General features: G+C 70.7%; 23 protein-coding genes and 3 tRNA genes. 8 read left to right on the top strand and 18 right to left on the bottom strand.

Annotated features, from left to right (window positions below):
* Positions 1-385: 385 nt before the first annotated feature.
* On the top strand, positions 386-640 hold the full coding sequence (locus ACWEVN_RS13985; protein WP_449684808.1) for a hypothetical protein: 255 nt from the start codon (positions 386-388) through the stop codon (positions 638-640).
* A 63-nt stretch (positions 641-703) separates the two neighbouring features.
* Here the strand turns inward: ACWEVN_RS13985 and ACWEVN_RS13980 are convergent, their stop codons facing one another.
* The 4 genes from ACWEVN_RS13980 to ACWEVN_RS13965 all read right to left on the bottom strand — a co-directional run bounded on the left by ACWEVN_RS13980 (position 704) and on the right by ACWEVN_RS13965 (position 3,932).
* Positions 704-1,312, bottom strand: a complete 609-nt coding sequence (locus tag ACWEVN_RS13980) for a class I SAM-dependent methyltransferase (protein ID WP_449684809.1) — start codon at positions 1,310-1,312, stop codon at positions 704-706.
* Complete coding sequence (locus tag ACWEVN_RS13975; protein WP_449684810.1) at positions 1,309-2,157, bottom strand: SAM-dependent methyltransferase; 849 nt, start codon at positions 2,155-2,157, stop codon at positions 1,309-1,311. The genes ACWEVN_RS13980 and ACWEVN_RS13975 overlap by 4 nt, the downstream gene beginning before the upstream one ends.
* Positions 2,129-2,980, bottom strand: a complete 852-nt coding sequence (locus ACWEVN_RS13970; protein WP_449676680.1) for an SAM-dependent methyltransferase — start codon at positions 2,978-2,980, stop codon at positions 2,129-2,131. The genes ACWEVN_RS13975 and ACWEVN_RS13970 overlap by 29 nt, the downstream gene beginning before the upstream one ends.
* Before the next feature lie 88 nt (positions 2,981-3,068).
* Positions 3,069-3,932, bottom strand: a complete 864-nt coding sequence (locus ACWEVN_RS13965; RefSeq protein WP_013222333.1) for a helix-turn-helix domain-containing protein — start codon at positions 3,930-3,932, stop codon at positions 3,069-3,071.
* A 237-nt stretch (positions 3,933-4,169) separates the two neighbouring features.
* Here ACWEVN_RS13965 and ACWEVN_RS13960 point away from each other — a divergent pair, with 237 nt between their 5' ends.
* Complete coding sequence (locus ACWEVN_RS13960; protein WP_452051466.1) at positions 4,170-5,090, top strand: MBL fold metallo-hydrolase; 921 nt, start codon at positions 4,170-4,172, stop codon at positions 5,088-5,090.
* Between the two features lie 86 nt (positions 5,091-5,176).
* Positions 5,177-6,616, top strand: a complete 1,440-nt coding sequence (gene gndA / locus ACWEVN_RS13955; RefSeq protein WP_449684812.1) for an NADP-dependent phosphogluconate dehydrogenase — start codon at positions 5,177-5,179, stop codon at positions 6,614-6,616.
* Positions 6,617-6,712: 96 nt separating this feature from the next.
* Here the strand turns inward: gndA and ACWEVN_RS13950 are convergent, their stop codons facing one another.
* Genes ACWEVN_RS13950 through ACWEVN_RS13930 form a run of 5 tightly spaced genes read right to left on the bottom strand, consistent with a single transcriptional unit; the run spans position 6,713 to position 11,012 of the window.
* Positions 6,713-7,450 (bottom strand): Clp protease N-terminal domain-containing protein, encoded by a 738-nt coding sequence (locus ACWEVN_RS13950; protein ID WP_452051465.1) that lies wholly within the window; start codon positions 7,448-7,450, stop codon positions 6,713-6,715.
* Between the two features lie 32 nt (positions 7,451-7,482).
* Positions 7,483-8,703 (bottom strand): NAD(P)/FAD-dependent oxidoreductase, encoded by a 1,221-nt coding sequence (locus ACWEVN_RS13945; protein ID WP_452051464.1) that lies wholly within the window; start codon positions 8,701-8,703, stop codon positions 7,483-7,485.
* A gap of 58 nt (positions 8,704-8,761) precedes the next feature.
* The gene (locus tag ACWEVN_RS13940) at positions 8,762-9,544 is read right to left on the bottom strand and encodes an IclR family transcriptional regulator (RefSeq protein WP_452051463.1); all 783 of its coding nucleotides are present in this window, start codon (positions 9,542-9,544) and stop codon (positions 8,762-8,764) included.
* On the bottom strand, positions 9,541-9,873 hold the full coding sequence (locus ACWEVN_RS13935; RefSeq protein WP_310968000.1) for an NIPSNAP family protein: 333 nt from the start codon (positions 9,871-9,873) through the stop codon (positions 9,541-9,543). Before ACWEVN_RS13935 ends, ACWEVN_RS13940 begins: the two co-directional genes overlap by 4 nt.
* Entirely contained in the window at positions 9,873-11,012 is a 1,140-nt protein-coding gene (locus ACWEVN_RS13930) for a 5-methyltetrahydropteroyltriglutamate--homocysteine S-methyltransferase (protein WP_452051462.1), read from the bottom strand. The genes ACWEVN_RS13935 and ACWEVN_RS13930 overlap by 1 nt, the downstream gene beginning before the upstream one ends.
* Positions 11,013-11,094: 82 nt before the next feature.
* Between ACWEVN_RS13930 and ACWEVN_RS13925 the strand changes: the two genes are divergently transcribed.
* Positions 11,095-12,426 carry a nucleobase:cation symporter-2 family protein gene (locus ACWEVN_RS13925; RefSeq protein ID WP_452051461.1) on the top strand — a complete coding sequence of 444 codons (1,332 nt, stop codon included), beginning with the start codon at positions 11,095-11,097 and terminating at the stop codon, positions 12,424-12,426.
* On the opposite strand, the gene ACWEVN_RS13920 is transcribed toward ACWEVN_RS13925, so the two are convergent.
* Positions 12,413-12,952 carry a TetR/AcrR family transcriptional regulator gene (locus ACWEVN_RS13920; RefSeq protein ID WP_449684819.1) on the bottom strand — a complete coding sequence of 180 codons (540 nt, stop codon included), beginning with the start codon at positions 12,950-12,952 and terminating at the stop codon, positions 12,413-12,415. The genes ACWEVN_RS13925 and ACWEVN_RS13920 overlap by 14 nt on opposite strands.
* Positions 12,953-13,034: 82 nt before the next feature.
* Between ACWEVN_RS13920 and ACWEVN_RS13915 the strand changes: the two genes are divergently transcribed.
* Entirely contained in the window at positions 13,035-14,240 is a 1,206-nt protein-coding gene (locus ACWEVN_RS13915) for an alkaline phosphatase (RefSeq protein ID WP_452051460.1), read from the top strand.
* 62 nt (positions 14,241-14,302) lie between these two features.
* Positions 14,303-14,749 (top strand): pyridoxamine 5'-phosphate oxidase family protein, encoded by a 447-nt coding sequence (locus ACWEVN_RS13910; protein WP_449684821.1) that lies wholly within the window; start codon positions 14,303-14,305, stop codon positions 14,747-14,749.
* Here the strand turns inward: ACWEVN_RS13910 and ACWEVN_RS13905 are convergent, their stop codons facing one another.
* Complete coding sequence (locus ACWEVN_RS13905; RefSeq protein WP_452051459.1) at positions 14,750-15,289, bottom strand: hypothetical protein; 540 nt, start codon at positions 15,287-15,289, stop codon at positions 14,750-14,752.
* A 169-nt stretch (positions 15,290-15,458) separates the two neighbouring features.
* Here ACWEVN_RS13905 and ACWEVN_RS13900 point away from each other — a divergent pair, with 169 nt between their 5' ends.
* Both ACWEVN_RS13900 and ACWEVN_RS13895 read left to right on the top strand, forming a co-directional pair.
* Positions 15,459-16,184, top strand: a complete 726-nt coding sequence (locus ACWEVN_RS13900; protein WP_452051458.1) for a rhomboid-like protein — start codon at positions 15,459-15,461, stop codon at positions 16,182-16,184.
* 65 nt (positions 16,185-16,249) lie between these two features.
* On the top strand, positions 16,250-18,571 hold the full coding sequence (locus tag ACWEVN_RS13895; protein ID WP_452051457.1) for a sensor domain-containing protein: 2,322 nt from the start codon (positions 16,250-16,252) through the stop codon (positions 18,569-18,571).
* Here ACWEVN_RS13895 and ACWEVN_RS13890 read toward each other — a convergent pair.
* The 7 genes from ACWEVN_RS13890 to ACWEVN_RS13860 form a co-directional block, all read right to left on the bottom strand.
* Positions 18,565-19,356 (bottom strand): arylamine N-acetyltransferase family protein, encoded by a 792-nt coding sequence (locus tag ACWEVN_RS13890; protein WP_452051456.1) that lies wholly within the window; start codon positions 19,354-19,356, stop codon positions 18,565-18,567. The genes ACWEVN_RS13895 and ACWEVN_RS13890 overlap by 7 nt on opposite strands.
* Before the next feature lie 22 nt (positions 19,357-19,378).
* Complete coding sequence (locus ACWEVN_RS13885; RefSeq protein WP_452051455.1) at positions 19,379-19,729, bottom strand: YciI family protein; 351 nt, start codon at positions 19,727-19,729, stop codon at positions 19,379-19,381.
* 236 nt (positions 19,730-19,965) lie between these two features.
* Positions 19,966-20,039, bottom strand: a tRNA-Phe gene (locus ACWEVN_RS13880).
* Positions 20,040-20,070: 31 nt separating this feature from the next.
* Positions 20,071-20,144 (bottom strand) — tRNA-Asp (locus tag ACWEVN_RS13875).
* Positions 20,145-20,165: 21 nt separating this feature from the next.
* Positions 20,166-20,238, bottom strand: a tRNA-Glu gene (locus tag ACWEVN_RS13870).
* Positions 20,239-20,355: 117 nt separating this feature from the next.
* Entirely contained in the window at positions 20,356-21,132 is a 777-nt protein-coding gene (locus ACWEVN_RS13865; RefSeq protein WP_452051454.1) for an SCO6745 family protein, read from the bottom strand.
* Positions 21,133-21,281: 149 nt separating this feature from the next.
* Complete coding sequence (locus ACWEVN_RS13860; protein ID WP_310968009.1) at positions 21,282-21,536, bottom strand: hypothetical protein; 255 nt, start codon at positions 21,534-21,536, stop codon at positions 21,282-21,284.
* Between the last annotated feature and the right edge of the window lie 393 nt (positions 21,537-21,929).

Raw genomic sequence — 21,929 nt, 5'->3', positions numbered from 1 at the left:
GTCGAAGGCACCCGCTCCCGGCTACTCAGTGTCTCAATGGAGCAAGCCACAGGGCCAAGCGGGTGATCAACTGGGTACGGCCTCGACATGAAGATTATTCCAGGAGTAGGATTAATCGCATCGGCCGGGGCGCTGGTGTCGGTGAATGACTGCCTGCCCGCGGCGGGCGGTCGTCGAGGCGGGCCGAACAGCCGGAACGACCAGAGCCGGAACCAACCAAGCCAACGCCACCGCAAGACCTCATGGGGGAGGAACAGCGTGATCGTCGAGGAAGGTGCGCCACCCGGCGCGCTGGCCGTGACCAGGCTGGTCCGAACTCCGGAAGCGGAAGCGCTTTCCCTCCGGGGCGCCGAAGCACCGCGACGAGAGCTGGGGGTGTAGACGAATGGCCGTCCGGGTGAACTCGCTGTTCCGCCGCGAGGCCGAAGAACACCGTGGCCGCCGGGGCATCGGGAACGAGCTGCGGAACCGCTTCGGCTTCAGCCTGATCCAGGCGCCGCTGCGCAAGACCACGACGTGGGCGACCGACCAGGACCTCCCGCTGCGGCGCCACGCCGACGGGGTCCGCACGACCCGCCCGCTGGAAGCCGCGATCGACCTGACGCCGCTGATGAGCGGCCGGATCGGCTCGCGCGCCTGAACTGCCGTACCACCGCGAAAGAGCCCCGGTTTCCTGCGGAACCGGGGCTCTTGCCTTCTCCGGCTACGGTTTCCGGAGCAGCAGACCGCCGTGCCGCATCGGCCGCTCCCCCGCCACCGGCTCGCGGTACACCCGGCCCACCTCGGTGAAGCCCGCCGCGGCCGCCAGCCCGGCCAGTTCGTCCAGCGGCCAGCTGTAGGCCGTCGTCACCTTGTGGTCGAACGGCGTCAGCGGACCGCCGCCGGATTCGAAGCACCCCAACAGAACGTGACCGCCGGACGCCGACATTCGGGCGAATTCGGCGAAGTACGCGGGGACCTCCGCCGGTGGCGTGTGGATCAGCGAGTACCACGACAGGATCCCGGCGAGCGACGCGTCCGGCAGGTCCAGCGCCGCCATCGAGCCCACTTCGAACCGCAGGCCCGGGTGGGCGGTCTCGGCGAGCGCGATCATCGCCGGCGACAGGTCGACGCCGAACGCGTCCACGCCGAGCGAACGCAAGTGCGCCGTCAGGTGCCCGGGCCCGCAGCCGAGGTCGGCGACCGGGCCGCGCCCGCGGACGGAATCCGCGAACGCCGTCCACACCGCCCGCTCCAGGGGGTGCTTGTCCCAGACCTCGGCGGCGAATTCCGCGTACTGACCGGCGATCGCGTCGTAGGCGGCCGCCGTCACGGCTTGCGGCCGAGGCCGCAGAGGTGACCGACGAACGCCGGGTCGTTCGCGAGCTTCTTCGTGGCCTTGGACTCGATCTCCTCCGGGTGCCACTCCGGCAGGTAGACGATGCCCGGCTCGACCAGCTCCAGGCCCTCGAAGAACGACGTGAACTCCGCGCGGCTGCGCAGGTGCAGCGGCGTGCTCGACTGGTTGTACTGCTTCATGATCGTCTCACGGCTGTCCGCGTCGGCCATGTCGTGCAGGCCGTCGTCGGTGAGGTGCGAGGACAGGAAGTAGGAGCCGGACGGCAGCAGCGACAGGTACTTCCGGATGGTCTGGGCCACCGGCTCGTCGGCGCCGAGGAAGTAGAGGACGCCGACCATGATCAGGCCGATCGGGCGGTTCGGGTCGAGGACGCCGGTGTCGAGCGCGCGCTTCCAGATGTCGGCCGGGTCGCGCAGGTCGCCCTGCAGCACCGCGTGCCGTCCCGCGACACCCTCCTGCTCCAGCAGGATCTGGGAGTGGGCCACCGCGACCGGCTCGTTGTCGACGTACACGCACCGGGCGTCCGGGTTCACGTCCGTCGCGACCTCGTGGACGTTGCCGACGGTCGGGACGCCGGAGCCGAGGTCGAGGAACTGGTCGACGCCGTTGCGCGCCAGGTACCGCACGCCGCGGCCGAGGAAGTCGCGGCCGGCGCGCGCGACGGTCTTGATCATCGGGAAGGTCTTGACCGCCTGCTCGCCGAACTGGCGGTCGATGGCCCAGTTGGCGTCGCCGCCGAGGAACCAGTCGTAGATGCGGGCCGCGTTCGGCCGGTCCAGGTCCACGCCTTCAGGGGCTTCGGGGTCCTGCGTAGTCATTGCGTCCTCCAGGCTTGCGGCCGACACCGCCGACCACGCTCGCGAGGGGGACCGTGGCGGCGCCGGGCTCCGGGCGCCACTCTCCCACAGGCACGATCCCGGGCTCGACGACGTCGAAGGTACCGAAGAACGCGGCGATCTCGTCGAGCGACCGGGAAACCGCGGGGGAACTCGACCGCTCGGACAGCTTCACGAGCTTCCGGATCTGCGCCAGCTCGTCGCCTTCGACGCCGGATTCGGTCGCGTGCGAAAGCACGTACGCCGATCCGGGCGCCAGCAGCGTCCGGTAGTCGCGGATGGCTTCGCGGACACCGGTGACGTCCGGCAGGAAGTGCAGCACCGCCACGGTCAGCAGGCAGATCGGCCGGTCGGCGTCGAGCACGCCGGTGGCCAGCGCGGCTTCCCAGACTTCGCCGGCGTCCCGCAGGTCGGCGTGCAGCACGGCGTGGCGCTCGGGGTCGCCGGCCTCTTCCAGGAGCATCCGCCCGTGCGCGACGGCCACGGGCTCGTTGTCGACGTACACGCACCGGCTGTCGTCGACGTGGTCGTCAGCCACTTCGTGCACGTTGCCCGCGGTCGGGATGCCGGAGCCGAGGTCGAGGAACTGCGTGATGCCCTCGGAAAGGCAGTAGCGCACGGCCCGGCCGAGGAAGTCGCGGTTGCTGCGGGCGAGCGCTTTCGCGAGCGGGAACGCCTGCACGGCCTGCTCGCCGAACTGCCGGTCGATCGCCCAGTTCGCGGTGCCGCCGAGGGCCCAGTCGTAGATGCGCGCGATGTTCGGCCGGTCGAGGTCGATGACGTCGGGGAGGAAGTCGGGGTCCACGATGTCCACTTCCGGGGGAATCCAGCGCAACAGACCGACTCTACCGAAAGTTGTTCACCGGCCGGGATACCTCAGGCGGCCGTTCGCCCTATTGGAGCTGCTGCATCTGCGCGCGGTAACCCTCCGCGAGCTCCTTGAGGAACTGCCGGGTCTCCTGCCGCTCCAACGCCGCTCCCCGCAGCCTGTCCCACGAGTCGACGAAGATGTTGAAGTCCTTGACGTCGTCGAGGTAGAGCCCGCCGGCGGAGTGCTCGATGTAGACGAAGTCGCGCGTGCGGTCCGGGAACCGCATGATCGTGAAGTCGTTGGGCACCGCGGCCAGCCGCGCGCCGAACGGCAGTACGTGCACGTAGACGCGCGGGTGCTTCTCCAGCGAAAGCAGGTGCTCGACCTGGTCGAGCATCACCGCGGGCGCGTACCCGCCCGGCGCCCGGCGCAGCGCGCCTTCGCTGATGATGAAGCGGTAGTAGGGCGGCTGCTGCTGCTCGAACACCGCCTTGCGGTCGAGGCGGTTGCGGACCAGCGACGTCACGTCCGTCGCGCCGGCCTCGGTGAACTGCTTGAGCATGTAGTGCTCGGACTGCAGCGGGCCCGGGATGCGCTCACCGTGCCAGGTGAGGATCTCCGCGGCCGCGGGTTCCAGGTCGGTGAAGGTGCGGAACCAGTGCGGCACCACCGAGCGGTAGCCGGACCAGTGGCCGCGCTGCCCGGCGGCGGCCCGCGCCAGGTTCATCAGCGTGTCGGCCTCTTCGCCGTTGATCCCGAACGCGTTCAGCATGGATCGCACATCCCCGAGCTTCACCCCGACGGCACCGGACTCGATCTTGTTGACCTTGCCCTGGGTGCAGCCGAGGACCTCGGCGACCTGCTGCTGTGTCATCCGCGCCGCGGTGCGGGCATGCCGGAGCTCGTTCCCGAGCTGCTTCCGGCGCGAGGTGACGGTGCTGGCCATCGCCCTGCTCTCCCGGACCACTACCAAGCGACGGCGGCCTCCCGGTCGCCGTCGCGCGCGAACTATCGAACCCACCCAGGTTAGTGCTTCACCTTGCGGATCTCGATGATGACACCGCGCAGCGTTCCAGGAAACGCCGCAGAATGCCAGTCACCTGCGGTATCACTCTCCTGGACCAGTGAAATTCCGAATTATTCGGCCAACCGGCGGAGCCTGCCCTGGGGCATAGTGGGCGCCGTGACCGATCGCTCGCCCTCCGCCGCCGCCGTCACCCGGCTGGCCGACCGGGTCCACGGCTACGTCCAGCCGGACGGCTCCTGGTACATCAACAACTGCGGGTTCGTCGACGCCGGCGACCACACCGTGCTCATCGACACCTGCTCGACCGAGCGGCGCACGCGCGCGCTGCTCGCGGCGGTGGAGCAGACCACCGGCAGCCCGGTGACGACGCTGGTGAACACCCACCACCACGGCGACCACACCAACGGCAACTACCTCGTCACGACCGCGGCCGTGGTCGGCCACCGCAAGACGCGCGAGCTGCTGGTCGCCGAGGGCATCCAGAAGTTCGAGGGCATCTTCGTCGGCAGCGACTGGGGCGAGCTGGAGCCGCGGCCGCCGGAGATCGTCTTCGACGACCGGCTCACCCTCTACGCCGGCGACGTCGAGATCCAGCTGATCCACCCCGGCCACGCCGCCCACACGACCAACGACGTCCTGGTCTGGCTGCCGGCGCAGCGCGTCCTCTACGCCGGTGACCTGGTGTTCCACGGCGGCAGCCCGTTCGCGCTGATGGGCTCGGTGGCCGGGTGGCGCCAGGGCCTCGACGTGATCCGCGAGCTCGACCCGGAGGTGATCCTGCCCGGCCACGGCGGCCCGTGCGGATTGGACGTAGTGGACAAAGTGGACGCATACCTGGCCTTCGTCCAGAAGACGGCCGAGCGCGGGAAGGCGGCCGGGCTGTCCCCGCTGGAGCTGGCCAAGGAGACCGACCTGGGTGACTTCGCGTCACTCAGCGAACAGGAGCGGCTGCCGGGGAACCTGCACCGCGCGTACGCCGAGCTCGACGGCGCCGAGTGGGGCGCGGACATCGACCTCGTGGCGGCGATCACCGACATGCTCGCCTTCAACAAGGGACCGATCCGCTGCTTCTCCTGAACTAGGTGAGCTGCTCCTCCGTGGCCTTCCTTGAGGCCTCGATCGGACTAGGGTCTGAATCGAGAGAGTTCTTCGGAAGGATTCGGATGAGCAAGAAGGCGAGCATCGGGGTCACCGGCCTGGCGGTCATGGGCCGCAACCTGGCCCGCAACCTGGCCCGGCACGGCCACACGGTGGCCCTGCACAACCGGTCCGAGGAGCGGACCCGCGCGCTGGTGGACCAGTTCGGCGACGAGGGCGACTTCATCCCGGCGTACTCCGCGCAGGAGTTCGTCGACGCGCTGGAGCGGCCGCGGCAGGTCGTGATCATGGTCAAGGCGGGCGGCCCGACCGACGCCGTCATCGAGGAGTTCGCGCCGCTGCTCGAAGAGGGCGACGTCATCATCGACGCCGGCAACGCGCACTTCGCCGACACGCGCCGCCGCGAGAAGGCGCTGCGCGAGCGTGGCCTGCACTTCGTCGGCAGCGGCGTCTCCGGCGGCGAGGAAGGCGCGCTGCACGGGCCGAGCATCATGCCCGGCGGCTCGAAGGAGTCGTACGAGTCGCTCGGCCCGCTGTTCGAGGACATCTCGGCGAAGGTCGACGGCGAGCCGTGCTGCACGCACATCGGCGCGGACGGCGCCGGCCACTTCGTCAAGATGGTGCACAACGGCATCGAGTACGCCGACATGCAGCTGATCGCGGAGTCGTTCGACCTGCTCCGGCACGCGGGCGGCTACGCGCCGGCCGAGATCGCCGAGGTGTTCCGCACCTGGAACACCGGGCGGCTCGACTCCTACCTGATCGAGATCACCGCCGACGTGCTGGCCCACGTCGACGCCGCGTCCGGCAAGCCGTTCGTCGACGTCGTCGAGGACGCCGCCGAGCAGAAGGGCACCGGCCGCTGGACCGTGCAGATCGGCCTCGACCTGGGTGTTCCGATCTCGGGCATCGCCGAGGCCGTCTTCGCGCGTTCGCTGTCCGGGTCCAAGTCGCTGCGCGCGGCGGCTCGCGGGCTGGGCGGCCCGTCGGCGGCACCGCTGTCGGGTTCCGCGCTGGAGCGCTTCGCCGACGACGTCGAGCAGGCGCTGTACGCGTCGAAGGTGGTCGCGTACGCGCAGGGCTTCAACCAGATCCAGGCCGGCGCGACCGAGTACGGCTGGGACATCGACCTCGGCAAGGTCGCCTCGATCTGGCGCGGCGGCTGCATCATCCGCGCGAAGTTCCTCAACGACATCACCGCGGCCTACGCCGACGAGCCGGAACTGCCGACGCTGCTGACGTCGGGCGGCTTCCGCAAGGCGGTCGAGGACGCGCAGGACTCGTGGCGCTCGGTGATCTCGACGGCGGTCAAGCTCGGCATCCCGACGCCGGGCTTCTCGACGGCCCTGGCCTACTACGACGGCCTCCGCGCGGACCGGCTGCCGGCCGCGCTGGTCCAGGGCCAGCGGGACTTCTTCGGGGCCCACACCTACCGCCGGGTGGACCGCGAAGGGTCGTTCCACACGGCCTGGGCCGCCGACGGCCGCCCGGAGTCCGAAGCCTGACCGGCCGCTGCTCTGACCGGGAAGACCCCCTGGTCCCGCCCGGTCAGAGCAGCGTCACCAGGACCACCGCGAGCAGCGCGGCGGCCAGCAGGAGCCTCACTGCCCCCGGGCGGCGAGGAGTTCCGCCAGCACCTCCACGATCTTCGCCTCGGCCTTGTCCTTCTTGACGCCCAGGCCGTCGAGCACCTCGAAGCCGCTGCTTTCGCCCTGTTCCAGCAGGGCCAGCAGCATGTGCTCGGTGCCGATGTAGTTGTGCCCGAGCCGCAGGCCTTCACGCATGGTCAGCTCGAGGGTCTTCTTGGCGGCGGCGGAGAACGGGACCACGTTCGGCACCGGGTCGACCGGCTCGGGCAGCCGCGCTTCGGCGGCTTCGCGGACGGCGTCCAGCTGGACGCCCTGGGCCAGGATCGCCCCGGCCGCCAGCGCGGCGGGCTCGGTCAGCAGGCCCAGCACGATGTGCACGGTGTCGATCTCCGGGCTGGCGTGGTCGACGGCGGCTTTCTGGGCTTCGACGACGACGTGCCGCGCGCGGTCGGTGTAGCGGCCGTAGACGCGCTCGATGTTCCCGCTCAGGTCGCCACCGGGGTCCACCTTCGGCACGAACCGCTTCTGGGCAGCCTGTTTCGTCACGCCCATGCTGGCGCCGATCTCGGTCCAGGACGCTCCCGATCGCCGGGCCTGGTCGACGAAGTGGCCGATCAGGTGGTCGGCCACCTCGCCGAGGTGCTGGCCCAGGTAGACCGCGTCGGTCAGCTGGGCCAGGGTGTCGTGGTCGTGGTTGCTCTTGATGGCGTTGATGAGGTCGTCGAGTTTGACGCTGAAGGGCAGGGTCATGCCGTCAACTGTAGGTTGACGATCTCCTTGCGTCAACCGCGCGTTGACGCTGCCTTCAGGTGGGCCTTCAGATCGAATTCGCTCGTTTCGAGGTCCGCGTACGCGGGCTTCGGCTCGGCGGTGAACAGGCGGCGTGCGGCGATGTGGTCGGCCGGCTTGTTCACCGACTCCACGGCGATCAGGACGTCGTCGCGGAAGGAGAGCACGGAGAACTTGCCCTCGGCCGGGTCGCCCGCGACCACCGTCCGGTCGGCGCCCGCGAGGAGGCCGGCGATCTGCAGCTTGGCGCCCGCCTGGTCGGTCCAGAACCACGGCAGGCTGGCGTACGGCTCCTCGGCGCCGGTGATCGCCGCGGCCACGCAGCGGGCCTGGTCGACGGCGTTCTGCACCGACTCCAGGCGGGTTTCGGCGCCGGCCTGGACGCACGGGAAGTTGGCGCAGTCGCCGATGGCGAAGATCCGCTCGTCCGCCGTCCTCAGGTGCGCGTCGACGACGACGCCGTTGCGCACCGGCAGCCCGGCGGCCTCGGCGAGCGCGGTGTCGGGGACCACCCCGACGGCGACGACGACCAGGTCGGCGGGCAGCCGGGTGCCGTCGGTCAGCTCGGCTTCCCGCACCCGCGAGTCGCCGTGCAGGGCCGCGACCCCCTGGCCGAGCAGCACCGTGTGCCCGGCGGCGCGGTGCAGGTCGGCGAAGTAGGCGGAGATCTCCGGTGTCGCGACGCGGTTGAGCAGCCTGTCCTGCATCTCGACGATCGTCACCGGGCGCCCGGCGTGCGAGGCGAACTCCAGGCCGATGAACCCGCCGCCGGCCACGACGACGTGTTCGGCCTGTTCGAGGGACGCGCGGAGCCGGTCGGCGTCGTCGCGGGTGCGCAGGGTCAGCACGCCCGGCAGGTCCGCGCCGGGCACCGGCAGCGTCCGGTTGCGGGCTCCGGTGGCCAGGACCAGGAAGTCGTAGCCGAGCTCGCGGCCGTCTTCGAGCCGGACCTTCGCCGCCGCGCGGTCGATTTCCGCGACCCGGCCGGAGACCAGCTCGATGTCCTTCTCGGCGAAGAAGTCCTTGCCGCGCAGGTGCAGCTGTTCGAGCCCGGCCGTCCCGGCGAGGTAGGCCTTCGACAGCGGCGGCCGCTGGTACGGCACGCCCGGCTCGTCCCCGACCAGCACGACCCGGCCTTCGAAACCCCGGTCCCGCAGCGAAGCCACGGCCTGGAACCCGCTCTGACCAGCACCGACGACGAGCACGGTGGCCATTCCTTCTCCTCACCCCATCCGGCAGCCCTCGATCTCATCCGACCACACCGGGCCCCGGTCAGTCGAGGCGTGGTTCCCCGCCCGGCCGCGGCGCGCCGAGCACCCGCGAGATTCCCCGCGCGGCGGCCCGCACCGCCGGGACGAGCGTCCGCGGATCGGTCCCCTCGGCCGGGACGACCACCGAGATCGCCGCGACGACCTCGTCGGTGGCGTCCCGGACCGGGGCGGCCACCGACAGGGCGATGAGCTCGATCTGGCCGTCGCTGATGGCGTAGCCGTCGCGCCGGACGCCGGCCAGGACCCGCCGCAGGTGCGCGGGCGAGCCGATCGTCTTGGGCGTGAACGTCTTGAGCGGACCGGCCAAAACTTCTTCCTGTGCTTCGGCGGAGGCGTACGCGAGCAGGACCTGGCCGACGCCGGTGGCGTGCGCGGGCAGCCGTCCGCCGACGCGGGTCACGACGTTGACGGCACCGCGTCCGGAGATCCGCTCGACGTAGACGACCTCGGGCCCGTCGAGCACGGCGAGCTGCACGTTCTGGTGCGTGGCTTCGTAAAGGTCCTCCAGGAACGGCATCGCGCTCTCCCGCAGCTCCGCGCCGTGCGGGGCGAGGGAGGCGACTTCCCACAGCCACAGCCCGACGCGGTAGGCGCCGGTTTCGTCGCGCAGAAGGGCACCGCGCCGGGTGAGCTCACCGGCGAGCCGGTGCGTGGTCGACAGCGGCAACCCGGCGCGGCGGCTGAGTTCGGACAGCGTCAGCCGCGGCCGTTCGGCGGTGAACGCGCCCAAGAGGTCCAGGACCCGATCCACCACCGACGGCGGCCGCTGCGCGCGGTGCCTCACACTTCTTCGTCGTCCGGTTCGTCGTCCGGCAGCAGCGGGCGCATGAACGTGCGCCGGTACCGGACCACGCACCCGCTCTCGTCGCGGATCTTGTCGGCTTCGATGAACTCGGGATCCACGCCGAACAGCCCGCGATACCGCTCGTACGCCGCCAGACTTTCGAAGCTGAACAACGCCCGGGCTTCGTCGCTCGCGCCCTCCGACGGCAGGAAGTACCCGTGGTGGATGCCGCCTTCCCGCTGCACCAGCCGCATCCACGCGGCGGCGAACCGCTCGAAGTCGGGGAGCTTCGCCGGGTCGATGACGTAGTCGACGACGCAGGTGATCATCAGTGAACGCCCCAGATGCGGTCGGCCGTCGAGACGATCAGCTCCAGTTTGCGCAGCTGGTCGTCCGCGGTCAGGTCGTTGCCCTCCTCCGTCGAGGAAAAACCGCACTGCGGGGACAGGCAGAGGCGGTCGACGTCGACGTACCGGGACGCTTCCTCGATCCGCCGCACCAGGACGTCCGGGTCCTCCAGCTCCGGCCGCTTGGTGGTGACCAGGCCGAGCACCACCTTCTTGTCCTTCGGCACGAACCGCAGCGGCTCGAAGCCGCCGGAGCGTTCGTCGTCGTACTCCAGGAAGAAGCCGTCGACGGCCAGCTCGCCGAACAGCGCTTCGGCGACGAACTCGTAGCTGCCCTCGGCCGCCCACGACGAGCGGAAGTTGCCGCGGCACAGGTGGGTCGTCACGGTGAGATCTTCGGGACGGCCTTCGAGGGCCGCGTTCATCGTCGCGATGTTGCGCAGGTGCTGGGTGTCCGGGTCGCCGCCCATCCGCGCGACCAGCTCCCGCTGCGCCGGGTCGTTCAGGTAGGCGAGGCTCGTGTCGTCGAGCTGCAGGTACCGGCAGCCGAGGCCGTGCACCGCGGTGACCTGCTGCCGGTAGGCCGCGCTGAGGTCGGCGAAGAACTCCTCGAGGTCCGGGTAAACGCTCTCGCTGACCGCGGCCCGGCCGCCGCGGTAGTAGACCATGCTCGGCGACGGGATGGTCAGCTTCGGCGTCACGCCCGGGTCCACATGGGACTGGAGGAACCGGAAGTGGTCGGCGAAGATCGGCTCGTCGAGCCACACCTTGCCGTCGACCTGCAGCCCCGGCGGGCTGAACTCGAGGTCGCCCGCCAGGTTGTGGAACTTGACGTGCAGCCGCTGGTCGCTCTTGGAGATGCCGCCGAGCGCGTAGATGAAGTCCATGTGCCACGAGCCGCGCCGGAACTCGCCGTCGGTGGCCGAACTCAGCCCGGCCGCCCGTTGCATCTTGATCACGTCGCGGATCGCGTCGTCCTCGACCGCGCGGAGCTGCTCCGCGCCGATCTCACCGCTTTCGTGCCGCCTTCGCGCGTCGCGCAGCACCGGGGGCCGCAGCAGGCTCCCCACGTGATCGGCGCGAAACGGCGGGCCCACCTGGGAAATGCCACCCGAAGTCATGCACCGATGGTCACACATTCCCGGCCGTTGCGCCGCCCCCCGAACCATGATCATCACGCCCGCGGCTTGCTACCGTCCGCTCATGACGGAATCCGCGGTCCACCCGGTCGACCGGGGCCTGCCCGCCGGGCGGCTCGCCCTCCTCGGCCTCCAGCACATGTCGATCATGTACGCCGGTTCGGTCGCGGTGCCGCTGATCGTCGGCAGCGCGCTCGAGCTCGACCCGGCGACGATCGGGCTGCTGGTCAACGCCGACCTGCTGGTCGCCGGCATCGCCACGCTCATCCAGGCCGTCGGCATCGGGAAGCTGCTCGGCATCCGGCTGCCGGTGGTCGCGGGCGCGACGTTCACCGTCGTCAACCCGATGATCCTGATCGCGTCCCAGTACGGCCTGCCCGCGGTCTACGGCGCGATGCTCGCCTCCGGCGCGTTCGGGCTGCTCATCGCGCGGCCGTTCGCGAAGCTGATCCGGTTCTTCCCGCCACTGGTCACCGGGACGCTGCTGCTGGTCATCGGCGTTTCGCTGCTCGGCCCCGGCGCGGCGATGATCGCCGGCCACGACAGCACGTCGGCGGACTACGCGGCGCCGTCGCACCTCGGGCTGGCGTTCGGCGTGCTCGCGCTGCTCGTGCTGTTCACCCGCGTGCTGCGCGGGTTCGCCAACCAGATCGGGCCGCTGCTCGCGCTGGCCATCGGGCTGGTCGCCGCGATCCCGATGGGGCTGGTGCACTGGGACGGCCTGCGCGCGGCCGGCTGGTTCGGGCTCACGGCGCCGTTCCACTTCGGCGCGCCGACGTTCCCGGTCGCGGCGATCCTCTCGATGTGCGTGGTCATGCTGGTGACGTTCACCGAGTCGACGGCCGACATGATCGCCGTCGGCGAGCTCACCGGGCGCCCGCCCACCGACGCCGACCTCGCGCGGGGCCTGGCCACCGACGGCGTGTCGGCCGTGCTCGGCGGGGTGATGAACTCCTTCCCCGACACGGCGTTCGCGCAGAACGTCGGCCTGGTGCGGATGACCGGTGTGCGCAGCCGCTGGGTGGTCGCGGTGACCGGCGGGATCCTGGTGCTGATGGGTCTGGTGCCGAAGGTCGGCGCATTCATCGCGGCCATCCCGGAACCGGTGGTCGGCGGGGTCGCGGTCGTGATGTTCGCGATGGTCGCCGCGGTCGGGGCCCAGAACCTCCGCACGGTCGAGTTTTCCGGCAACCACAACACGTTCATCGTCGCGGTGGCCCTCGGCGTCGGCCTGCTGCCGGCGTTCGTGCCGGACTTCTTCAAGCACTTCCCGGCCTGGCTGCAGACGATCTGCGGCAGCTCGATCACCCTGGCGGCGGTGCTCGCGTTCGCGCTGAACCTGCTGTTCAACCACCTCGGCCGCCGCGCGGAGCCGGACCTGCTCAACGCGCCCTGAGCAGCCGGCCGACGAGCTCGGCCCCGGTGCCCGGCTCGACCGGGCGCCGGAACAGCACGCGCAGGTAGAGCGGGGCCAGGACGTAGTCGAGCACCTCGTCGACCGACGGCACCGGCTCCCCGCGGGCCGCGGCCCGGTCGAGGGTGGCCTGCAGGTCTTCGCCGCGGGCACGGAGGTGTTCGAGCGGCTTCTCGTCCGGGCGCAGGGTCGCGACGAGCGCGCGAAGCAGGATCTGGCCGTGCCGGTCGCGCATCGCGCGTTCGACGCCCTCGGCCCAGCCGAGCAGGTCACCGCGCAGCGAACCGGTGTCCGGGATCGGTGACGTCGCCCGCAGGCGCGTCACCGCCGCGTCGAGCAGCAGCGCCTCCCGGCTGCCCCAGCGCCGGTAGATGCTGGTCGGGTTGACACCCGCCCGCTCGGCGATCTTCGGGATGGCCGCGTCGATCTCGCCGGCGGCGAGCAGCTCGACGACGGCGACGTGCACGGCGTCGCGAACGCGGGCACTGCGGCCGCCGGGTCGGGTCATCCGCCCATCCTAGAGTCACGACCTCGCCTTTCCCGGCGCCTCATGTTAGGAAAGTTTCCTAACTATTAACCTGGGAGGCGCGATGCGGTCCGGAGTGCTCGTGGCGGCAGTGGTCCTGTTCGGCAGCGGGGTGACGGCGTCGGCGGCCGAGCCGGCCGCGGCCCCCGCGCGCAACATCGTCTACATCCAGGGCGACGGCATGGGCCCCGGCCAGCGCGAGCTGATCCGGCTGGCCACCCTCGGCAGGCACGGCGACCTCGCGATGAACCGGCTGCCGGTCACCGGGCTGGTGCACACCGACCCGGCCGACCCGGACGAGGTCGTCACCGACTCCGCCGCGGCGGCCACGGCGCTGGCGACCGGGCACAAGACCCGCAACGGCGCGGTCGGCGTCGACACGCACGGTCGTCCCCTGCAGACCGTGCTGGAGCAGGCGAAGCGCGCGGGCAAGTCGACCGGCCTGGTCACCACCGCGCAGGTCACCGGCGCTTCCCCGGCCGCGTTCGCCGCGCACGTGCCCAGCCGCGACGCCCAGAGCGACATCGCCCGGCAGTACGTCGCCGACAGCCGGCCCGACGTCCTGCTCGGCGGCGGCGAGGACTGGTGGCTCCCGAAGGGCGAGCCCGGCGCCTGGCCCGACAAGCCCGGTGAGGAGAGCCGGAGCCCGTACGGGAACCTCGTCACGCAGGCCCAGCGCACCGGCTACACCTACGTCCGCAACGCCCAGGAGCTGCAGCGGACGCGCTCGTCGCGGATCCTCGGCCTGTTCGCCAACGAGGACATGGTCGACTACGGCCCGGACGGCGTCGGCAAGTACGCGCCCAGCGTCCCGCTGGTCCAGATGACGAAGAAGGCCCTGGACACGCTGTCGGCCAACCCGCGCGGGTTCTTCCTCTTCCTCGAAGAAGAGGGCATCGACGGAATGTCGCACGAGAACAACGCGCACGCGGTGATCGACGCGGGCCGGGCGCTCGACGCCACGGTCGCCGAGGTGCTGCGGTTCGTCCGCACCCACCCGGACACGCTGGTGATCGTCGGCGGCGACCACGAGACCGGCGGCCTGAGCGTCGAGAACGCCGACGGGCCGAACGAAGGCGACGAGGACGGGCCGTTCCCGGTGCCGGGCTCGGACCTGCGGTTCAAGGTGGACTGGACGTCCGGCGACCACACCGGCGCGGACACCCCGGTGACAGCGAGCGGGCCGGGAGCCGGGGCGCTCGGCCGGACTCTCGACAACACCGACGTCTACCGCGCGATGGTCCAGGCCGCCCACCTTAAGGCAAACTGAATTGCTTTAGCTGCTTCAGCGCGTTAACCTTAAGGCAAACATGATGGCCTTAAGGAGCACTGATGGCCCTCAAGATGACCAAGGACGAGCGCGAAGCGTTCCTCGCCGAGCCGCAGGTCGGCGTGCTCAGCGTCGCGGCCGAGCCCGGGCGGGCGCCGCTGACCACGCCGATCTGGTACCGCTACGAGCCGGGTGGCGACGTCGTCGTGATGACGTCACCCGGCTCGCGGAAGGCCCGGCTGATCGAGGCGGCCGGCCGGTTCGCGCTGTGCGTCCAGCAACAGGACGGCGTCTACAAGTACGTCTCGGTCGAGGGCCCGGTGGTGAAGTCGTGGCCGATGACGAAGGCCGAGCGGCACGGGATGGCGGCCCGCTACCTGCCGCCGGGCGTGAGCGAGGCCTACACCGACGCGACCGACGGAACGCACGGGCAGAACATTGCCATCGTGATGCGTCCGGAGCGCTGGAACACCGCGGACTTCAGCGACCTCGCCGAGCAGCTGGCCTGATCACCAGCAGATGATCCCCAGGATGCACGACGGTTCGGACCGCGGCGTGGTGGTCGGGGCCGGCGGGTGACCACCGGACGGCGGCGGGTGGCCCGGCGGTGTCGTCGTCGCGGTGCCGGAGGTCGTGGGGCCGGCGCCGGACGGCGTGGCGGTCGGTGTCGCGGTTCCGGTGCTGCCGGGTTCGGTGGCCGGGTCGCGGCCCGGGACCTCGGTGACGGTGCCGCGGTGCTCGTTCGACGCCGTGACGACGTCGCCGCCGGTGCCGCCGCCGATCCCGCCGTCCGGTGGCGAGTCCGTGGCCTGGTCGGCGCCGCCCAGCCCGGTGGTGCGCTGCGGGAACGGGATGACCTGGATCTGGTCGACCGGGGACGCGTCCTGGCGTTCCTTGCCGCTGAAGGCGACCAGGGCCGCGGCCGCGCCGCAGCCCACGATGACGGCGAGCATCACCGCGACCACCCGCCAGCGTGACTGGCCGGGTCCCGGACGGTCGCCCCAGCCCTCGCGCACGAGCAGCTCGGCGACCGATACCTCGTCGTTCACCCCGACAGACCTTCCCGAGAGGCCTTTCGGCCGACATCGTGGCCGTATTCTTACCGTAAAAGCCCCCCGAACGGGTGAAACACCGGCAAAAATTCGTCACGTAATGCGAGTTACGACGGTGAGTGACATCCACAGCGTTTTCTAAGCTGACGCTCGTGATACTCCCAGCATGACCACCGAAGCTCGGTCCATGCTGCTGAAAGCGGAACGGCCGGTCCCCTCGATCGCCGTCGCGCGCCGCAGCCCGTGGGCGTTGCTCCGGTACGTTCCGAACCCGAGGACGACGCCGTTCACCTTCGGCTACCTGGTCGTCCTGCTGGGCACGACGCTGCTGCTCGAGTTCGCCGACCCGGCGCTGACCGACCGGCTGCTCCGGCTGTCCAGCACCGACGCCCACAACCTGTGGCGCCGGCCGCTGACTTCGCTGCTGAGCAGCGCGTTCTGGCTGCCCGGCGAAAGCTGGCTGCCGTATGTCCTGATCTTCGCGGTCGCCGTGGCGCCGCTCGAACGCCGGTTCGGCGCCCGCCGCACGGCGCTGGTGTTCTTCTCCGGCCACATCGTGGCCACGCTCGTCACCGAACTGCCGGTGATGGCCCTGATCAGTGCGCACGTGCTGCCGGGCTCGGCCGGGCACTGGCTCGACATCGGGGTCAGCTACGGCTTCTTCACCACCGCCGGCGCGCTCGTGTTCCTGCTGCGCGGGCGAGCGCGCCTGCTTGCGCTGGCCGCGGTGGAGGCGTTCATCGCGGCGATCTGGCTGAGCGACGACCCGGTGAGCCTCGACTCGATCGTCACGCTGCTCGGCCACGCGTTCGCCGCGCACTTCGGGCTGCTGGTGTGCGGGCCGTGGCTGCGGGCGCGCATCCCCAGGCCGAGCCCGGATTCCGCCGGGTAGGCAGGGGCGGGAGTCGGTGGTGTAATCGACGGGCCACACGCCGACTTCACGGGGGACGGACGCACATGCAGGCCGACTCGCTCGCCGAACTGGTGGAGCTGAGTCCGGACGCGATCTGTGTCCACGAGCACGGCGTCCTCACCTACGCCAACCGCGCCGCCCTCGATGCACTCGCCGCGCGGTCCGCCGACGAGGTCATCGGGCGCCGGTTCACCGACTTCGTCGCCGAGGACGCGCGGGCCGCGGTGACCGGCGAGCTCGCCCGGCTGACCGAGCCGGGGCAGGCGAGCGAGCCGGTCGAAGCGCTGATGTCCCGGCTGGACGGCAGCAAGTTCGCCGTCGAGACCGTGGTGGTGCGCCTCGGCGAAGGCGCCTACCAGGTCGTCATGCGGGACATCACGGCGAAGAAGGCGGCCGCCGACGCCCTCCGCTACCAGGCCGCGCTGGTCTCGCACGTCAGCGACGCACTGATCGCGACCACCGGCGAAGGCGTGGTGACCAGCTGGAACCCGGCCGCCGAGGCGGTGTACGGCTGGACCGCGGCGGAGGCCGTCGGGCGGCGGGCGAGCGAGCTCGTCGGCGCGCCGCTCGACCTGCCGGAGATCCGGCGCGGCGGCGGTGTCGCGGAGGCGGTGCACCGGCGGCGGGACGGGGCACCCCTGGCCGTCCGCGTCTCGGCAGCTGAAATGAACGACGGGTACGTGCTCGTCTGCGCCGACGAAACCGCGCGGCGGCGGGCCGAGCAGAACTACCGCACGGTGGTCGCCTCCCTCGACGAAGGCGTGCTGGTGATGGGCCCGGGCGGGCTGATCGAAGCGGCGAACCCGGCGGCCTGCCGGATCCTGGGTGTCGCCGAAGCCGACCTGCTCGGCGTCCCGTGCCACACGCTGACGCTGTTCACCGAGTCCGGGCGGTGGATCCCGCCGGACGAGATGCCGTCGGTGCAGACGCGGCGGACCGGCGTCACGCACAACGGCCTTGTCGTGCGCCTGCGGCGGCCGGACGGCCGCGACGTCTGGGTGTCGCTGACCTCCCGGCTGCTCGCCCCGGACGACCCGGCGGCGATGGCCGTGGTCACGTCGTTCACCGACATCACCGAGACCCGCGCGATCAGCGCGCAGCTCGCGCACGACGCCACCCACGACCCGCTGACCCGGCTGGCGAACCGGACCCTGGTGCTCGGCCGGCTCGACGTCCGCGAGCGCGGCGCGGTCACCGTGCTGTTCCTCGACCTGGACAAGTTCAAGGTCATCAACGACTCGCTCGGGCACTCGGTGGGCGACCAGGTGCTGCGGATCGTCGGGGAACGCCTGCGCCGCAGCTCCGGCCGCGACGACCTGGTCGGCCGGCTGGGCGGCGACGAGTTCGTCGTCGTCACCGCGGAAGTCACCGATCCGGGCGAGGTCCGGGCGCTGGCCGAGCACCTGCGGGCCGCGCTGGCCGAGCCGCTCGGCGTCCTCGGTCGGCAGCTGCACCTCGACGCGAGCATCGGCGTCGTGCTCGTCGGCCGCGACGACCGCCGCAGCGCGGAGGACCTGCTGCGCGACGCGGACATCGCGATGTACCAGGCGAAAACGCTCGGCCGCGGGCGCCACCACTTCTTCGACGCCGGCCTGCGCGAGCGGATGCAGCGGCGGCTGCGGATGGAGCAGGACCTGCGCGACGCGGTCCACGACGGCCAGCTCTGGCCCGCTTACCAGCCGGTCGTCGACCTGCGGACCGGCGAGATGGTCGCGGTGGAGGCGCTGCTGCGGTGGACGCACCCCCGGCAGGGCCCGATTTCGCCGGCGGAGTTCATCCCGCTCGCCGAGGAGAGCGACCTGATCAACGTGATCGGCAAGGAGATGCTGCGCGCGACGACCCGCGAACTCGCTTCGCGGCGCGCTCGCCAAGGTCTGGACCTGACGTTGAAGGTCAATTTGTCGACCCGCCAGCTCGACGACCCGCACCTGGTGCCGGCGGTCCAGGACGCGCTGGCGGCCACCGGCCTGCCGGCCGGCGCGCTGTGCCTGGAGGTCACCGAAAGCGCGTTGATGCGCGACCAGGAAGCGGCCGGCGAAGTGCTGGCGGCCCTGCGGTCCCTGGGCGTGCTGCTGGCGATCGACGACTTCGGCACGGGCTATTCGTCGCTTGCCCAGCTGCGCCGGCTGACGTTGGACACGCTGAAGATCGACCGCTCGTTCATCACGGGGATCGCCGAGTCCCGGGACGCGGAGGCGATCGTCACGAGCATCATCGCGATGGCCCACGCGGTGGACCTGACAGTGATCGCCGAGGGCGTCGAGTCGGCGGAGCAGGTGGAGCTGCTCCGCGCGCTCGGCTGCGACCAGGCGCAGGGCTACCACCTCGGCCGCCCGGTGCCGGCGGCCGAGCTGTTCGGTCAGTAGACCCGCTTCAGCCGCTCCAGTTCGTCCGCCGTCAGTTCGATGCCGAGGTCCTTGAGGGCCGGGTCGAGTTCGTCGGGCGTGATGGTGGTGGTTTCGCTGTGGCCATCGGGGTTTTCGACGGTGAGTTCGCGGCCGAGCAGCTTGCGGCCGAGGCCGGGCTCGATCCGCATGACGACCAGCCGCCCGGTGAACGGCGACTTCGGGTGCGTGGACGTGTAGTGGTGGTAGACCTCGTAGTCGATGGGGTGCATCTCGTTGAGGCGGAATTCGAGGAGGTCCTCGTCGCCCTTCTGCAGCGTCCACCACTCGCCGTTGCGCCGGATGCGGTGCGGCCACCCGGCTTGGTCGACCTCGTGGCCGTCGACGAGCGGCATGGGCGCGAGGATCCCGGCTCCGAACCCGACGTCGACGAGGAACTGCTCGCCGTCGACGTCGACGACGAGGGTCATGTGCGTGTAGGGCCCGGGCCGCCGCGGTTGGACGCGCGCGGAGAGCCGGTGCACGGGGTACCCGAGCTGTTCGAGGACGGCAGCGAAGAGGCCACTCTGTTCGTAGCAGTAGCCGCCTCGCCGCCGCCCGACGAGTTTCGCGCTCACGACGTCGAGCGAAATCCCTTGGTGCTGCCCGAGAACGACGTCGACGTTCTCGAACGGGATGGCGTCGACGTGAGCCCGCATGAGTTCGCTGAGCGCAGCCGCGGACGGCGCCTGCCGAGCCTGCCCGACGCGCGCGAGGTAGGCGTCGAGGTCGACGGCGCCGATGCCCCATTCCCCTTCGGTGGTCATGGGTCCATGGTGGACCGGTTCGTCATCCTTCGTGGACGACCTGCCGAACCTCGACGGCGGTGTACTGGGCGTCCGGGATCTTCGCGGCCAGCTCGATGGCCCGGTCTTCGCTTTCGACGTCGACGACGTAGTAGCCGCAGAGGAAGGCCTCGGACTCGACGTAGCCGCCGGTCTTGGTGTGCGCCACGCCGTCCTTGACCTGGACGGTCTTGGTGGTGGCGGGCTCGGCGAGTGCCTTGGTCTCGACCATTTCGCCGGTCTCGGTGACGAGCTTGATGAAGTCCCCGTGTCCTTCGTAGACGGCGTTCTTCTGGTCATCGGTGAGGGTGCCCCAGAGGGCGGGGTTCATGTGGAGGGTGAGGAGGTAACGCATGGCCCGGCTCCCGGCGTGTGGGCGGCGGCCCCGGGTGGGCTGCCGTTCGCCGGGTGGTCGAGGCCGGCTCTCCGGTCCGGACACGGGTGCTCGGGGTTCACTCGTTCGGCCTAGCGCCACCCTCCCGCGGTGCACCACACGTGCAACTAGCGACGGCCAACGGCGGCCACGGCCAAGATCGGCCCCAGACACAAGAAAGCCGCCTTGACCGAAGTCAAGACGGCTTCTTTGAGGTGTGGCCAGGGCCGGGGTCGAACCGGCGACCTTCCGCTTTTCAGGCGGACGCTCGTACCAACTGAGCTACCTGGCCGGGAACGCCGGCGAGGAGCCGAACGATCTTGCGACCCTGACGGGACTCGAACCCGCGACCTTCGCCGTGACAGGGCGACGCGCTAACCAACTGCGCCACAGGGCCTTGCTTCACTACTGTACTGCGTACTCCCAACGGGATTCGAACCCGCGTTGCCGCCTTGAAAGGGCGGAGTCCTAGGCCGCTGAACGATGGGAGCCCGGCCGGTTTCGGGTGACCGACCGACCGCGCTCTCAGGTTCCCCTGGGAGCGATTACAAGCATAGGGCACGCCGCCACCGCTTTGCACCGGGGGTTCCTTAAGCCCTCGGCGAAGCTCAGACCTGCGCAAACGCGGCCAGATCCGCCAGGCGGCGATCGAGTTCGGCCAGTTCCGGCTCCGGCAGCGCCGACGCCAGCAGTTCGCCGATCCGGTCGTCGGTGAGCGCTTCGGCGCGCTGCCAGCGTTCGCGCAGGTCCGGCTTGCGCTCCGCCGACGCCACCAGCTCGTCGGCCGCGTCCTCGGGCCACGCCGTGCGCAGGAGGCGCGCGCGGCCGCCCTCCGGGTCCGCGATCACCGCCTCCGGGATCGACAGGCCCAGCGCCCGCAAGGCGGCGAAGTGGAGGCCGCCGCGCAGTTCGCGGAAGACCATCAACGCGAAGCCGAGGCGCTCGACGTCCCCCGTCGGACGCCCGGTGTTCTTCCATCCTGCGAAAAGCGCGAGGCCGCTCGCGTCGGCGGCGTCCACGACCCGGAACAGCAGCTCCGCCAAGCGGGCGGGCTCCGATACGGCCGAAAGGCTGACGCGCGACCACCGTGCCGATGACTCGGTGTAGGCGCGGACCGCTGCGGGCGCGTCGAGGGCGGCCGTCGCCGGCGGCAGGACGTACTCGAACAGCCAGTGCGGGAAGATGCCGAACAGCTCCGCGGCCACCTTCGGCGGGACGTCCCCGAGCACCGCCGACCGCCCCCGCACGTACAGCGAACGCGGCGGCAGCCCGACCTCCGCCTCGACCGCGGCCAACTCCGGCGACGTCATGAACTTGCCGCCCAGCACCTGCACCACCGGCCTGATCCGGTTCGCCAGACCCGCCACACCTTCGACCGTCGTCATGTCCGCCCCTTTCGACACGGCAACCGTAACACTGTTACGAAACCTGCGTCAAACAGCACACGACCACCCGGCAATTACTCCCAGAAAAGCGGCACAACCAGCGGAAATATCACCGGACGGGCCCGGCGCACCACGCCGGACCCACCCGCTCAACGCTGAACCGGCGCCTGCCCGTCCTCATCCAGGTTCAACCCCAGCATCTCCAACAACTCGACACAGTCCTCAACCCCCAACGCCCCATGCGCCACCGCCAGCCGAGCTCGCCGGACCTGATCATCCGACACCCGCTGCGCATCCGCCGCCCCACTCCGCTGCGCCGGCAACGCACCGGCAAACGGCGCACTCCCCCCATCGGCACCTTCGTACCGAAGGAGGAACTGCCGCACTTCAACAGACCCGCTCATAGCCCCTCCACACGGCTCACAACAACTTGGCCGCGAGGCTAACCAGCACCGGCCACCACACACAGCCCCCCGGAGAGTGAACCTGAGGCCACGCTCCGCTCAACGCAGCGCAATCAGCACACCCGGAGACGAACCCCACCCGAACGAACGTCACCCCCGCCCAAAGTGACACCACACCGGGAAATTTCCCGCTCTCCACTCGCCCAACCACCCAACTCGTGCAACAATCGAAGTGCTGACACACCCCCGGTCAGCGCCTGTGGAGATCCCCTCCGACCCCCGCGTTCCTCCCCCTGGCGCGGGGGTCCTCCATTTCTTGGGGTGCTCGGGCTTCGCCCTGCGCCTCCCCAAGCATTTCGGCGTGCTGACCCGGGGGGCCGAGCCCCCCGGACC

This window comes from Amycolatopsis sp. NPDC003861, from assembly GCF_053605405.1.
This window is presented reverse-complemented; position numbering and strand designations above follow the sequence as displayed.